Source organism: Massilia sp. TWR1-2-2 (assembly GCF_049897565.1).
Lineage (GTDB): Bacteria > Pseudomonadota > Gammaproteobacteria > Burkholderiales > Burkholderiaceae_D > JAFCUW01.
Genome location: NZ_JAFCWM010000060.1, coordinates 1 through 14,011 on the forward strand (window position 1 = coordinate 1; position 14,011 = coordinate 14,011).

Annotated in this window: 10 protein-coding genes; 4 read left to right on the forward strand and 6 right to left on the reverse strand. The window is 64.4% G+C overall.

The window, feature by feature from the left end; translation table 11 throughout:
* Positions 1-232 precede the first annotated feature (232 nt).
* The gene (locus ACP7DD_RS25750; RefSeq protein ID WP_426178151.1) at positions 233-760 is read left to right on the forward strand and encodes a dihydrofolate reductase; all 528 of its coding nucleotides are present in this window, start codon (positions 233-235) and stop codon (positions 758-760) included.
* A 70-nt stretch (positions 761-830) separates the two neighbouring features.
* Here ACP7DD_RS25750 and ACP7DD_RS25755 read toward each other — a convergent pair whose 3' ends face one another.
* From ACP7DD_RS25755 to carA, 4 genes are read right to left on the reverse strand one after another with little or no spacing between them, the layout of a single operon-like run.
* Positions 831-2,540 (reverse strand): methyl-accepting chemotaxis protein, encoded by a 1,710-nt coding sequence (locus tag ACP7DD_RS25755; protein WP_426178153.1) that lies wholly within the window; start codon positions 2,538-2,540, stop codon positions 831-833.
* Positions 2,541-2,551: 11 nt separating this feature from the next.
* Positions 2,552-2,962 (reverse strand): hypothetical protein, encoded by a 411-nt coding sequence (locus ACP7DD_RS25760; RefSeq protein ID WP_426178155.1) that lies wholly within the window; start codon positions 2,960-2,962, stop codon positions 2,552-2,554.
* Positions 2,953-6,372, reverse strand: a complete 3,420-nt coding sequence (carB, locus tag ACP7DD_RS25765; protein WP_426178157.1) for a carbamoyl-phosphate synthase large subunit — start codon at positions 6,370-6,372, stop codon at positions 2,953-2,955. Before carB ends, ACP7DD_RS25760 begins: the two co-directional genes overlap by 10 nt.
* Positions 6,365-7,522: a glutamine-hydrolyzing carbamoyl-phosphate synthase small subunit gene (gene carA, locus ACP7DD_RS25770; protein WP_426178159.1), complete on the reverse strand. Its 1,158-nt coding sequence runs from the start codon at positions 7,520-7,522 to the stop codon at positions 6,365-6,367. The genes carB and carA overlap by 8 nt, the downstream gene beginning before the upstream one ends.
* Positions 7,523-7,705: 183 nt before the next feature.
* Here carA and ACP7DD_RS25775 point away from each other — a divergent pair, with 183 nt between their 5' ends.
* Positions 7,706-8,062 carry a hypothetical protein gene (locus tag ACP7DD_RS25775; RefSeq protein WP_426178160.1) on the forward strand — a complete coding sequence of 119 codons (357 nt, stop codon included), beginning with the start codon at positions 7,706-7,708 and terminating at the stop codon, positions 8,060-8,062.
* Complete coding sequence (locus tag ACP7DD_RS25780; protein WP_426178162.1) at positions 8,059-10,314, forward strand: Orn/Lys/Arg decarboxylase N-terminal domain-containing protein; 2,256 nt, start codon at positions 8,059-8,061, stop codon at positions 10,312-10,314. Before ACP7DD_RS25775 ends, ACP7DD_RS25780 begins: the two co-directional genes overlap by 4 nt.
* A gap of 105 nt (positions 10,315-10,419) precedes the next feature.
* On the opposite strand, the gene ACP7DD_RS25785 is transcribed toward ACP7DD_RS25780, so the two are convergent.
* A complete protein-coding gene (locus ACP7DD_RS25785) occupies positions 10,420-12,888 on the reverse strand; it encodes a TonB-dependent receptor domain-containing protein (RefSeq protein WP_426178164.1) in 2,469 nt (822 codons plus the stop codon).
* A gap of 196 nt (positions 12,889-13,084) precedes the next feature.
* Between ACP7DD_RS25785 and ACP7DD_RS25790 the strand changes: the two genes are divergently transcribed.
* Complete coding sequence (locus ACP7DD_RS25790; RefSeq protein ID WP_426178166.1) at positions 13,085-13,618, forward strand: hypothetical protein; 534 nt, start codon at positions 13,085-13,087, stop codon at positions 13,616-13,618.
* Here the strand turns inward: ACP7DD_RS25790 and ACP7DD_RS25795 are convergent.
* Complete coding sequence (locus ACP7DD_RS25795) at positions 13,527-13,898, reverse strand: transposase (protein WP_426178168.1); 372 nt, start codon at positions 13,896-13,898, stop codon at positions 13,527-13,529. The two genes, ACP7DD_RS25790 and ACP7DD_RS25795, sit on opposite strands and share 92 nt — an antisense overlap.
* Positions 13,899-14,011 lie beyond the last annotated feature (113 nt).

Here is a 14,011-nt window from a genome sequence, read left to right on the forward strand (position 1 = left end):
TCGCCCTGAAAAGCGGCTAGAACTTGGTTCTCAGGAGGCATGCGGGTTTGGATCGATAAATTTCGACTGATCATCGATAAAACCCGAAGGTATTCATGCCTTTTTCAACGCCCTGCTAATGTAAATTGACGTCGTGCATTCCGCAAGGTCTGTATCTTGTTGGCAACAACCTCGCCGGCCGGCGCCGCCTGCTAGAATGTTCCTTGCTGATCTTTATCCGGAACGCCCCTTCATGACTATCGTCTCTTCCTCTTCCGATCCGGCTGCGCCGGCCGCGCCGCGCCTGACCTTGGTGGTGGCCATCGACGCCCGGCGCGGCATCGGCGTCAGCAACACGCTGCCGTGGCGCCTGCCCGAAGACCTGGCCCACTTCAAGCGCGTCACCACCGGTCACCCGATCATCATGGGACGCAAGACGTTCGACTCGATTGGCCGCCCGCTGCCGAACCGGCGCAACATCGTCGTCACCCGCAACGCGCAGTGGCGCCATGACGGCGTCGACGCCGTGACGTCGCTGGCCGACGCCATCGCGCTGGCCGGCGCCGGCGACGCGTGCATCATCGGCGGCGCCCAGATCTTTACCGCATCGATGCACATCGCCGACCGCCTGATCGTCACCGAGATCGAGCACACGTTCGACTGCGACACGTTCTTCCCGCCGCTCGCCGCCGGCGAATGGCTCGAAACGGCGCGCGAGCGCCATCATTCCGACGCCAACAACTTCGACTACGCTTTCGTTACCTACAGCCGAGTGAAATAACAATCTTCGGTCACCGCTGACGCCAACCCGGCCGGCCCGGCCAGGCGCTCGTACACGCAGCGAGCCGGCGTCAGAACTCTTCCCAGTCGCTGTTGGCCACCGCCAACGCGCGCTGGCGCGTTGGCCTGGCCGGCGCGGCAGGCGCCACCCGCGGTGCCGGCGCGGCCAGCCTGGTGCGGGGCGCGGCCATGTGTTCCCGTGCCGGCTGCGCCGCGCCATCGAGCTTGAAGACGCTGACCACGGTCGCCAGCGCCTGCGTCTGGTCCTGCAGCGAACCGGCGGCACCCGCCGCCTCTTCGACCAGCGCGACGTTTTGCTGGGTAATCGTATCGATCTGTCCGATCGCCTGGTTGATCTGCTCCAGCCCCGCCGCCTGTTCACGGCTCGCTTGGGTAATTTCGCCCATGATATCGGTCACGCGCCGGATGCTGGTGACGATTTCGTGCATCGTGGTGCCAGCCTGGTCGACCAGCTTGGCACCGCTATCGACCTTGCTCACCGAATCGCCGATCAACTGCTTGATTTCCTTGGCGGCGCCGGCCGAGCGCTGCGCCAGGTTGCGTACCTCGCTCGCCACCACCGCGAAGCCACGGCCATGCTCGCCGGCGCGCGCCGCTTCGACCGCCGCGTTGAGGGCGAGGATATTGGTCTGGAACGCGATGCCGTCGATCACGCCGATGATGTCGACGATCTTCTTCGACGATTCGTTGATCGAGCCCATCGTCACCACCACCTGCGCCACTACCACGCCGCCCTTGGTCGCCACTTGCGAGGCCGACATCGCCAGCTCGTTGGCCTGCTGCGCATTGTCGGAGTTCTGCTTGACGGTGCTGGTGAGCTGCTCCATCGACGAGGCGGTCTTCTCAAGCGAATCGGCCTGCTCGGCGGTGCGCTCGGACAGGTCCATGTTGCCTTCCGCGATCTCGCGCGAGGCGCTCGACATGGTGTCGGTGCTGGTGCGCACCTCGGCGACGATGCCCGCCAGGTTCGACTTCATCTTGCCCAGCGCCCGCAGCAGCGCACCGATCTCGTTATTGCCGTGCGCCGCGATCTGCCCGGTGAGGTCGCCCGCCGCCACTTTGGTGGCAATCGTCATCGCTTCTTCGAGCGGGCCGGAAATGGCGCGCACCAGCAGCCAGGCGACCGTTGCGCCGAGCACCAGACCGGCCAGCAGCACCGCCAAGGTGGCATAGGTGCTGCGCGCGATACTGATGCTCACTTCGGCGGCGTGCAGCGCGGCGCGCGCGTCGGACAAGTCGATCAGCTGCTTGAGGGCGATATCGCCGACGCGGTACGATGGGTTGATCTTCTTGATCAGGATCGCCTCGGCGTCATCCCACTTGCCGGCCATGATGGCCGCATCGGCCGCCCTCGCCGAATCGAGCCCCAGTCCGTCGCTGTTGGCATGCCAGTCCTGCGCCAGGCGCTTTTCCTCCGGCGAGCGAAGGTTGGCGAGGTACTCGCTCCAGTGGCGGGTCGCGCGCGCCGTGGCCGCCTCGATCTGCGCGTGGTGCACCGTCAACGCATGGTCGTGCAACTGCGACCACTCGAACCCCGGATTGTGCTGCAGCGCCTGCAGCACCTGGCTGCGGTTGTTTTCCATTTCGAGCCGGATCGCGGTGCGCACCGTGCTGCTCTTCTGTTCAGCCAGGGTCACGTCCTCGATCAGGCTCACAGAGTGCTGCGCACTGTACAGACCGACCGCGCCGATGACCACCATCAGCAGCAGCAGGAAGCCGAGTGCACTGACGACGAGGGTTTTGATTTTCAGGTTATCCATCATGGCGGCAGTTAGTTCCCAGTGTGTATTGCGTTAAAAAAAGCGTGAATGCCGGCCCGCAGTTCGGCGGCGTGTTCGAATTCGATATACGTCACATCGACCAGGTCGTCGAGTTCGCGCAGCAGCGTGGTCTTGATCGGCGCATGCTTCCAGACCAGGAACAGCAACGGCGTGCGGCGTCCTTCGAAGATGTGATACGCCAGTTCGAAGGCGCTGCTCTCGCTCATGCCGACGCGGATGTTGACCACCGCATCGGCCTGGTCCAGCAGGCGCAGGCGCTGGTCGCGGAAGGCCTTCGGCGTGAAGGGCCGCTCGTACTGGCGTTCGAACGACTTCTTGAACGTCGCTGCGCTTTCGGCCACGATCCCGGTCAGGTAGTCGAACGCATGCGGCGCGCCGTTGGCGCCGTCGATCAGCTGCATGATCTCGCCGACCAGGCGCTGCTGCTGATCGTCCGATTCGGTAAACGGCTGGCGGATGAAAAGCTTGAGCGGCGCCGTCGCGCCGGCGCGCCGGCGCGCCGGCGCAGCGCCGCGCGCCGCTCCGGCACCAGCGTCGCCGCGGCATCCAGGTCGCCCGCTGTGGGCACGGCGCGCGGCGCGTCCGCGCGTACCGGCGTGCCCTGCCGCTGCACGTCGCGCAGCGCATACAGGCCGTAGCTGTCGGCGTGCTGCATCGCCTCGACCCCCGCCTCGGCGCCGCTGATGGTCGAAAAAAATACCGTCCCCGCGTTCAAGGTCGCCACCCGCAGCGCGCGCGAGGCGCCGATCGCGCCGCGGTGCTCATCGACCGTCAGCACCACCAGCGCGATCTCCCTGGCCGCCAGCGCGGCCAGGGAGACGCTGTCGGCATCGATCGGCGTGACGGCGATGCCGGCGGCGCCGATCACCGCTGCCGTCACGTGGCTGGCACACAGCGTGAAGCCGGCCGCATCGAGCCGGCGCGCCAGCGCGACGGCGCGCGCCTGGTCGCCGCGCTTGACACTCAGGTAGGCCATGCCGCCGCGCGGCAGGCGCACGCCGGCCGCCAGCTGCGCCTTGTAGAATGCCTCGCCGAAGGTCTTGCCGACCCCCATTACCTCGCCGGTGGAACGCATTTCCGGCCCGAGGATGGTGTCGACGCCGGGGAACTTCGCAAACGGGAACACCGACTCCTTGACACAGAAGTAACCCGACCCGCGCTGTTCGAGCACGCCCTGGCTGGTCAGCGACTGCCCGGCCATGCAACGCGCGGCGATCTTCGCCAGCGCCAGGCCGGTCGCCTTGGACACGAACGGCACCGTGCGCGACGCGCGCGGGTTCACTTCCAGCACATAGACGACGTCGCGCACCCTGCCGTCGACCCTGCTCTGCTGGATCGCGAACTGCACATTCATCAGGCCCACCACGTTCAGGCCGATCGCCATGCGGCGGGTCTGGCGCTCGATTTCATCGATGGTCTGCTGCGACAGCGAATACGGCGGCAGCGAACAGGCCGAGTCGCCCGAGTGGATGCCGGCCTGCTCGATATGCTCCATCACGCCGCCGATCAGAGTCTGTACGCCGTCGCAGACGCAGTCGACGTCGACTTCGATGGCGTCGTTGAGGAAGCGGTCGAGCAGCACCGGCGCGTCGTGCGACACCTTGACCGCTTCGCGCATGTAGCGCTCGAGGTCGGCCCGCTCGTGGACGATCTCCATCGCCCGCCCTCCCAGCACGTACGACGGGCGCACCACCAGCGGGTAGCCGATCTCCTCGGCCAGGCGCACCGCATCCTGCTCGGTGCGCGCGGTGCGGTTCTGCGGCTGGCGCAGGTCGAGCGCGTGCAGCAGCGCCTGGAAGCGCTCGCGGTCTTCGGCCGCGTCGATCATGTCGGGCGAGGTGCCGATGATCGGCACGCCGTTCGCCTGCAGCGACAGCGCCAGCTTCAGCGGCGTCTGGCCGCCGTACTGGACGATCACGCCGACCGGCTTTTCCAGCGCCGCGATCTCGAGCACGTCTTCCAGCGTCAGCGACTCGAAATACAGGCGGTCGGAGGTGTCGAAGTCGGTCGATACGGTCTCCGGATTGCAGTTGACCATGATGGTCTCGTAGCCATCCTCGCGCAGCGCCATCGCCGCATGCACGCAGCAGTAGTCGAATTCGATGCCCTGGCCGATCCGGTTCGGGCCGCCGCCCAGCACCATGATCTTGCGATTCGTGCTCGGTTCGGCCTCGCATTGCTCGTCGTAGGTCGAGTACAGGTAGGCGGTGCGGGTGGCGAATTCGCCGGCGCAGGTATCGACCCGCTTGTACACCGGCCGGATTGCCAGCGCATGGCGGCGCGCGCGCACCGCGTCCTCGTCGGTCTGCAGCAGCGTCGCCAGGCGGCGGTCGCCGAAACCCTGCTGCTTGAGCTTGCGCAGCACCGGCTCGTCGAGCGTGTCCAGGCGTTGCGTCTCGAGCCACAGCTCGACGCCGACGAGGTCCTCGATCTGCGCCAGAAACCAGGGATCAATGCCGGACAGGCGCTGCACTTCATCGAGCGTGAAGCCCTGCGCGAAGGCGTCGCCCACATACCAGATGCGGTCGGGACCGGGCGCGCTGAGCTGCTCGGCGATGACGCTGCGACCGGAGTGCATGCGGCGCAGGCCGTCGACGCCGACATCGAGCCCGCGCAGCGCCTTCTGGAACGATTCCTGGAACGTGCGCCCGATCGCCATCACCTCGCCCACCGATTTCATCTGGGTCGTCAGGCGTTCGTCGGCGCCGGCGAATTTCTCGAACGCGAAACGCGGCACCTTGGTCACCACGTAATCGATGGCCGGCTCGAACGAGGCCGGCATCGCGCCGCCGGTGATCTCGTTGCGCAGCTCGTCGAGCGTGTAGCCGACGGCCAGCTTGGCGGCGACGCGCGCAATCGGGAAACCGGTCGCTTTCGACGCCAGCGCAGAGGAACGCGACACGCGCGGGTTCATCTCGATGACGATCATGCGCCCGTCGGCCGGATTGATCGCGAACTGGACGTTCGAACCGCCGGTATCGACGCCAATCTCGCGCAGCACCGCCAGGCTGGCGTTGCGCATCAGCTGGTATTCCTTGTCCGTCAGCGTTTGCGCCGGCGCGACCGTGATCGAGTCGCCCGTGTGCACGCCCATCGGGTCGAGGTTTTCGATCGAGCAGACGATGATGCAGTTGTCCGCCTTGTCGCGCACCACTTCCATCTCGAATTCCTTCCAGCCGATCAGCGACTCCTCGATCAGCAGTTCCGAGGTCGGCGACAGCTCCAGGCCGCGCGCGCAGATCGTGTGGAACTGGGCGGCGTCGTAGGCGATGCCGCCGCCGCTGCCGCCCATCGTAAACGACGGCCGGATGATGACGGGGAAGCCGAGCGCCTGCTGTGCGCTCCACGCTTCGGCCATGCTGTGGGCCACGCCGGAGCGCGCCGACCCCAGCCCGATCCTGGTCATCGCGTCCTTGAACTTGGAGCGGTCTTCCGCCTTGTCGATCGCCTCCGGCGTGGCGCCGATCAGTTCGACCTGGTACTCGGCCAGCACGCCGTGGCGGTGCAGGTCGAGCGCGCAGTTGAGCGCGGTCTGGCCGCCCATGGTGGGCAGGATCGCGTCGGGCCGCTCGATGGCGATGATGCGCGCGACCACGTCCCACTGGATCGGCTCGATATAGGTGGCGTCGGCCATCTCCGGGTCGGTCATGATGGTGGCCGGATTGCTGTTGACCAGGATTACCCGATAGCCTTCCTCGCGCAGCGCCTTGCACGCCTGCGCGCCGGAATAGTCGAATTCGCACGCCTGGCCGATGATGATCGGGCCGGCGCCGATGATCAGGATAGTGTTGATGTCGGAACGTTTAGGCATTGCCGGTAGCCTCCATCATCGACACGAAGCGGTCGAACATCGGGCCAAGGTCATGCGGCCCGGGTGACGCTTCGGGGTGGCCCTGGAAGCAGAAAGCCGGCCGGTCGGTGCGCGCGAAGCCCTGCAGCGAGTTGTCAAACAGGGAGACGTGCGTCACCCGGCAATTGGCCGGCAGGCTGGCCGGGTCGACCGCAAAGCCGTGGTTCTGGGAGGTGATCATCACTTGTCCGTTGTCGAGGTCCTGCACGGGGTGGTTCGCGCCGTGGTGGCCGAACTTCATCTTCATTGTCCTGGCGCCGGAGGCGAGCGCCATGATCTGGTGCCCGAGGCAGATGCCGAAGGTCGGGATGCCGCGCTCGATCAGTTCGCGCGCGGCGGCGATGGCGTAATCGCAAGGCTGCGGGTCGCCCGGCCCGTTCGACAGGAACACGCCGTCCGGCTTGAGCGCTAGCGCGTCCGCGGCGCTCGACTTGGCCGGCAGCACCGTCACGCGGCAGCCGCGCGAGGCCAGCATGCGCAAGATGTTGGCCTTGACGCCGAAGTCGTAGACCACGACGTGCCGGCGTGGCGCGCGCTGTTCGGCGAAGCCGCCCCCGAGTTGCCAATCCTGACCGACCCATTCGTACGGCGCCGTGCACGAGACCTCGCGCGCCAGGTCCATGCCGGCCATCCCGGCGAAACCGCGCGCCAGCGCCAGCGCCGCGTCGGCGTCGCCGGTGACGGCAATCGCGCCGTTCTGGGCGCCTTTTTCGCGCAGCAGGCGCGTCAGCCTGCGGGTGTCGATGCCGGCGATGGCGACGATCCCCTGCGCCGCCAGCCACGGCGCCAGGTCATCGCTGGCGCGGAAATTCGACGCCAGCAACGGCAGATCCTTGATGACGAGGCCGGCGGCATGCACCTTCGCCGACTCGCCATCGTCATGGTTGATACCGGTGTTGCCGATGTGCGGATAGGTCAGCGTGAGAATCTGCCGGCAGTAGCTCGGATCGCTCAACATTTCCTGGTAGCCTGTCATTGCCGTGTTGAACACGACTTCGCCAACCGTATGGCCAGGCGCTCCGATCGATATGCCGCGAAACGTGCTGCCGTCGGCCAACGCGAGGATGGCTGGCGATCCCGTTCCAGGGCGGTGCGCAAGAGGGTGTTTCATCGTGTCTCCGTTCAATATGTGGCGCCCCGCTGCATTCAGCACAGGCGACCACGGCCGCGCACACAGTCGGTCATGTCGGCCGACCGCAGTGGACGAAAATATTATATCTGGGCACTAATCCTTGCCGCAAGGAAATTAACCTGTGACGTTTATTTTCCACACCGACGGTTGTGCAGGGACGCGATGTTCAATATCTTTTGCTATGAGAACCTCGCGTCCAACAGGTCCGGCGGCGGCGCCGAATTGTTTAATTCTCCATGCGGCGCGTCCGACCAGGCCGGCCCGCTTCCCCCTCACCTGGCGTGGGGCAAGCGGGCGTTGGCGCCTGCCGACGGCGTATTCACCGCCGAAAACAAATCCCTGCTGCAAGAAGTGCGACACGATTGCCCGATGGCCGCTACCCTTACGAAAATCTTTTCACCGTACTGCGGACATTTCTGCGAAAATCCGTTTCTTCATTTTCTTCGGTGCCGTGAACAGCATCCCGCCATCGCCGGCGCGGACTGCGCTCACGGCGCTTCGCTTTGGAGCTGTCCATGAAATTTCGTTTCCCCATCGTCATCATCGACGAGGATTTCCGTTCTGAGAACACCTCTGGCCTGGGCATCCGTGCGCTTGCCGCCGCGATGGAAAAGGAAGGCATGGAAGTGCTCGGCGTGACCAGCTACGGCGACCTGTCGCAGTTCGCGCAGCAGCAGTCGCGCGCCTCCGCCTTCGTGCTGTCGATCGACGACGAGGAATTTGGCGGCGGCTCGGTCGACGAGACCGACTTCGCGCTCACCGCGCTGCGCGCCTTCGTCAAGGAGATCCGCCACAAGAACTCCGACATCCCGATCTACATCTACGGCGAAACGCGCACCTCGCGCCACATCCCCAACGACGTGCTGCGCGAACTGCACGGCTTCATCCACATGTTCGAGGACACCCCCGAATTCGTCGCCCGCCACATCATCCGCGAAGCGAAGTCCTACCTCGACGGCCTGGCGCCGCCGTTCTTCCGCGCGCTCATCAACTACGCCAACGACGGTTCCTACTCGTGGCACTGCCCGGGCCACTCGGGCGGCGTCGCCTTCCTCAAGTCGCCGATCGGCCAGATGTTCCACCAGTTTTTCGGCGAGAACATGCTGCGCGCCGACGTCTGCAACGCCGTCGAGGAACTCGGCCAGCTGTTGGATCACACCGGTCCTGTCGCCAAGTCCGAGCGCAACGCCGCCCGCATCTTCAACGCCGACCACTGCTACTTCGTCACCAACGGCACCTCGACGTCGAACAAGATGGTCTGGCACTCCACCGTGGCGCCGGGCGACATCGTCGTCGTCGACCGCAACTGCCACAAGTCGATCCTGCACTCGATCATCATGTGCGGCGCGATCCCCGTATTCCTGATGCCGACCCGAAATCACCTCGGCATCATTGGCCCGATCCCGCTCGAAGAGTTCACGCCCGAGTCGATCGCCCGCAAGATCGAGGCGAACCCGTTCGCCCGCGAAGCGAAGAACAAGAAGCCGCGCATCCTGACGATCACCCAGTCGACCTACGACGGCGTGGTCTACAACGTCGAGACCTTGCGCGAAATGTTGGACGGTAAGGTCGACACGCTGCACTTCGACGAAGCGTGGCTGCCGCACGCCACCTTCCACGACTTCTACAAGAACATGCACGCGATCGGCAAGGACCGCCCGCGCGCCAAGGAGTCGATGATCTTCTCGACCCAGTCGACCCACAAGCTGCTGGCCGGCCTGTCGCAGGCCTCGCAGGTGCTGGTGCGCGAATCGGAAACAGTCAAGCTGGACCAGGACGCCTTCAACGAGGCCTACCTGATGCACACCTCGACCTCCCCGCAGTACTCGATCATCGCCTCGTGCGACGTCGCCGCGGCGATGATGGAAGCGCCGGGCGGCACCGCGCTGGTCGAAGAATCGATTTTCGAAGCGCTCGACTTCCGCCGCGCGATGAAGAAGGTCGACGAGGAATTCGGCGCCGACTGGTGGTTCAAGGTATGGGGCCCGAACAGCTTCTCCGAAGAAGGCATCGGCACCCAGGACGACTGGATGATCCGCGCCGAGGACGACTGGCACGGCTTCGGCAACCTCGCTCCGGGCTTCAACATGCTCGACCCGATCAAGGCGACCGTGGTCACCCCTGGCCTGACGCTCGACGGCGTGTTCGGCGACAGCGGCATTCCCGCGTCGATCGTCACCAAGTACCTGGCCGAACACGGCGTCATCATCGAGAAGTGCGGGCTGTACTCGTTCTTCATCATGTTTACGATCGGGATCACCAAGGGCCGCTGGAACACGCTCGTGACTGCCCTGCAGCAGTTCAAGGACGACTACGACAAGAACCAGCCGATGTGGCGCATCCTGCCCGAATTCGCCGCCGCCAACCCGCGCTACGAAGCGATGGGCCTGCGCGACCTGTGCCAGTCGATCCACGACTTCTACAAGGCCTACGACGTCGCCCGCCTGACGACCGAGATGTACCTGTCCGACATGATCCCGGCGATGAAGCCGTCGGACGCGTTCGCGAAAATGGCGCACCGCGAAATCGAGCGTGTCGCCATCGAGGAGCTGGAAGGGCGCATCACCGCGATCCTGTTGACGCCTTACCCGCCGGGCATTCCGCTGCTCATTCCGGGCGAGCGATTCAACAAGACGATCGTCGACTACCTGCGCTTCGCACGTGACTTCAACGAGCGCTTCCCCGGCTTCGAGACGGACGTGCACGGCCTGGTCAAACGCGAAGTCGACGGCAAGCGCGGTTACTTTGTCGACTGCGTGCGGAACCAATAGGGTGTTTGCGGGGTCTGACTATAGTCAGACCCGCTCTCGCTGAATGCGTAGCGTACAAAAAAGAGCCTCGCGGGCTCTTTTTTTTCGACTCCCACCACTGAGCAATTACGCTGGGGTTGTCGGCGGTGTTGGCGGATTGGCAGGCGCTGGAACGGTCGGCGGCGGGGGCGCCGGTTCGGCCTTTGGCGCCGGCGTCGCTTGCGAGGACTGCATCATGCGGATGGCCTCGCGCGCGGCCGGGCTGTCGGCGTTGACGCCGGCCGCTTGCAGCGCATTGCGCACGGCATCGTTGCCGGTCACGCCGCCGAAGGTGTAGCGCAAGCCGACGTAGACGCGGCGCTGGTTGACGATGGTGTCGGTTTGGTCGCGCAGGGTGGGCGTATCGACGCGGAATTTCTGGTCGGACGAGCGCAGCACATCGTTGGCGCGTACGTTGAGCGACAGGCGGGGAGTGAATTTGTGCTCGTACGCCATGCCGATAACGCCGAACGGCTCGCGATATCCTTCTCCGGATAACAATCTTCCCTGATGAAAGGCCGTCACGGACAGTGTATCGGTCGGGGTAATCTGCCATTGTCCGCCGCCTTGCAGCTGCAGCGAAGACGTCGAGCGCTTGTCCCCGGTCAGGCCGAATGCATCGAGGCGGTCCTGCTGGATATAGCCCCAGTTACCGTTGAACATGAAGCGAATGTTGGGCAAGGCGACACCGGCGACGCGATAACCCGGCGGCACCATTCCCATCAAGGAAAACTCGACGCCGCCGGCGCGGCGGTCGCCCAGGTTCTCCCGCGTGGTCAGCAAAGTTTTCTCGTTCAAGAATACCCGGCGGTCGGTGATGACGTCCGACTCGCGCCGCAAGTAGCCGCGCAAGGAAACCGGCATCAGGCCCATCACACGGGTTTCATAGCCGAGCTCGAGCGAATGGAGCTTGACCGCGCGCAGGCGTGGATTGCCGGAACTGACGTAGTAGTCGTTGGCATAGTTGACGAACGGGTTCAGCTCTCCCGCGCTGGGGCGCGAGATGCGCTCGGCGTACGACAGGCGCAGATTCGAGTTCTTGTCCAGCTTGTAGGTCAGGAACAGGCTTGGCAGATAGCTCAGGTAGGCCTGCTCGGCCTTGATGGCGCTGGTGACCTGGTCGAGGTGCAGGTCGGTATGCTCGACGCGCAGGCCGCTCTTGAAGGACCAAACGGGATTGAGCGGCATTTCATAGGTGCCGTAGGCCGCGACCACGTCCTGGTCCAGTTCGAACAGATTGCTGCGCCGGGTGTCCAGAATCAGGCCGTTGAGGAACAGGTAACGGTTGTCGATACTCTGGCGGTTGCGCTGCCAGCGCGCGCCGGAGGTAAGAAAACCGGCCCCAACCTTGCCGGAATAATCGCTGCTGAGGTCGGTCAGGCGGACACGTGTTTCGCCGTTCTGGGTGTAGTCGCGCAGGGTTGGCGCCCCTGTAGCAGGAATAACGAGCCCCTGGTACAGCGTGGCGGTATCGTTGACGTTATTGTTGGACGAATGGCGCAGGTCCACTTTCAGCGTCTCGCCATCGGCGGCGAAGCGGCGCTCGAAGCCGGTCACCAGTTCGTAGTTGCGGGCGTCGCCATCGGTCTTGCGGCGGGTGGAATAATCGACCAGCGGCAGCATGCCGGTGCCCAGATCGGTGAAGCGTTCGTTGGCGCCGGCGTCGTTGCCGCGCTGGTTGACCGACACCGAGGCGGTCAGCGTATCGCGCGCGTTGTAGTTGTAGCGCCCACCCACGCCAGCCTGGACGAAGTCGCTGATCGCTTCGCGCGCGACGTTCTGGCGCAGGCGGCTGACGGCGCCGGTCAGCGGGTCGATGCGCTCGCGCAACTGCGTCGACTCGGTGTCGTTGCCGTCGCGCCGCAGGTTCAAGGTGCCGTTGACGGAGGCGTAGCCTGAGCTGTAACTACCGTTGGCAAAGGCGTTGCGGCGCCCGTCCGGACCGACATTGGCGGCCACGCTGCCGTTGCCGCCCGGCTTGGTGAAGCGGCGCGAGATGAGGTTCAGGATCGGTCCGCCGCCGGCTTCGTTGCCGAATTCGGCGCCCGGGTTGTTGATCACCTGGACCGACTCGTAATTTTCGGCCGGCAAGGCGTTGATCGCCGCGGCCCGGTTCTCGCCCTGCAGCTGCGCGGTCGGCTTGCCGTCGACCAGCACCGTGACGCGCTCGCTGCCGCGCAGGCGCACCGTGCCGTTCGGATCGACGTTGACCGAGGGCACATTGTTGAGGATATCGCCGATCGACGCGCCCGCCGTGGCGGCGCCCGTTTTGATGTCGTAGACCTGGCGATCGACCCGGTTCGTGTCGCGCTCGCTGATGACGTTAACCACCTGGATCGGCCCTTCCGGCGCCGGCGCGGCGGCATCGGCCACTTTCAGGCTGGCCTTGGCGGCGGCCGGCGCAACTGGCGTGGCGGCCTTGGCGGCTACCGGCGCGCCTGGCTCGGCCGGCGCCGTCTGGGCGTGGGCATGGCAGCTCGACGCCAGCAGGACGATGGCTGCGGAAATGGCCTTGCAAGGGAGGGAATGGGGTACGGCAAAATGGCGTATATGCATGAATTCTTTAATAAAATCAAAAGGTTAACCCTAGGAAAGTATCATCTTTTTGCCATTAAGGCTAGATCCGCCGAGCGGGTGTTACTACGCAACTGACCCAAAACGCGCAGAATCATATTTCTGCGCGTTTTGGGCTCTTTACAGGCGATCGCTGGTCAGCTCTACTGAGCTTTCAATCATTTTTGGATGCTCCAACATGCGTAAGGCACCTTCCTACCTCAAAGGTCTAGCCAAGACCCGCGCCCGCTCTGCGGGGGACGCAGTTCGGCTCCGGAAACTGTATGAAGAGATCGGGAAAAAGCTTGATGAGGCGGAAGCCGGGCAAGCGGCTTGCGACACGTTGATTCAAAAGTACGATCCGCGGCTCGCGCCGGCGCGTATTCCGAACATCAATGGATGGCAAGGTCGTTATGGCAAGCGCGGGGCGCTGGGTGCCGCCATCCTACGTCATGTGGAGGCTGCTTGGCCCGATGAAATCACGCCAATCGGACTATGTGTGCAGCTACAGTTGGAGTTTCAGTTAGACTTTTCGACCTGGCAAGAAAAACACAACTGGGCTCATCAATCAGTCTACTCAAAGCTCTGGCTTTTCGCAATGACCGGCCGTTTGGAAAGTTGTCATAACCCGGCAACGCGCGCTACCTCGGAGGTCGGCCGTTGGCGCTGGAAATCGGATGCTGCCCCTTCGCTGGACCGCTTGCGCGAGCTAGCCGCGGTAGCGGGAGCGTGAGCTCAGTGCCGCCGTGATTGCCATGTGTGAAACCAGTCCAGAACTTTGATCGCCCTACGCTCATCGCGATATTGAGCGCCACCTCGAGCTGCCGGCCGTTCGGCAGGCGACGGGTATCCGATCGGAAGGCGTTCTCGGCAGCGTAATCGAGCGCGTATTTTTCTCCAATGTGCAGGTGTGTCCCACGCTCCATTCTGTCAAAGCGGCCATTGAACTCTTCAGCCTGGTTGTTGCTCTCTCCGTTGGGCCCTGACAGCTCTTTCGAGTGCTCGACCGGAATGTGTCAATCACTTTGAGACAATGAATTTGATGAGTTTAGTGTCTAATTCTCTGGATTCTCCCCGCTCTCGGCCTCCGGTTTTGGCATGTTAATGCCCGCTACGGTTGGCAATG

Coding starts and splice junctions, on each gene's coding strand:
- ACP7DD_RS25750 (WP_426178151.1), top strand. CDS start 233: ATGACTATCGTCTCTTCCTCTTCCGATCCGGCTGCGCCGGCCGCGCCG.
- ACP7DD_RS25755 (WP_426178153.1), bottom strand. CDS start 2,540: ATGGATAACCTGAAAATCAAAACCCTCGTCGTCAGTGCACTCGGCTTC.
- ACP7DD_RS25760 (WP_426178155.1), bottom strand. CDS start 2,962: ATGCAGCTGATCGACGGCGCCAACGGCGCGCCGCATGCGTTCGACTAC.
- carB (WP_426178157.1), bottom strand. CDS start 6,372: ATGCCTAAACGTTCCGACATCAACACTATCCTGATCATCGGCGCCGGC.
- carA (WP_426178159.1), bottom strand. CDS start 7,522: ATGAAACACCCTCTTGCGCACCGCCCTGGAACGGGATCGCCAGCCATC.
- ACP7DD_RS25775 (WP_426178160.1), top strand. CDS start 7,706: ATGTTCAATATCTTTTGCTATGAGAACCTCGCGTCCAACAGGTCCGGC.
- ACP7DD_RS25780 (WP_426178162.1), top strand. CDS start 8,059: ATGAAATTTCGTTTCCCCATCGTCATCATCGACGAGGATTTCCGTTCT.
- ACP7DD_RS25785 (WP_426178164.1), bottom strand. CDS start 12,888: ATGCATATACGCCATTTTGCCGTACCCCATTCCCTCCCTTGCAAGGCC.
- ACP7DD_RS25790 (WP_426178166.1), top strand. CDS start 13,085: ATGCGTAAGGCACCTTCCTACCTCAAAGGTCTAGCCAAGACCCGCGCC.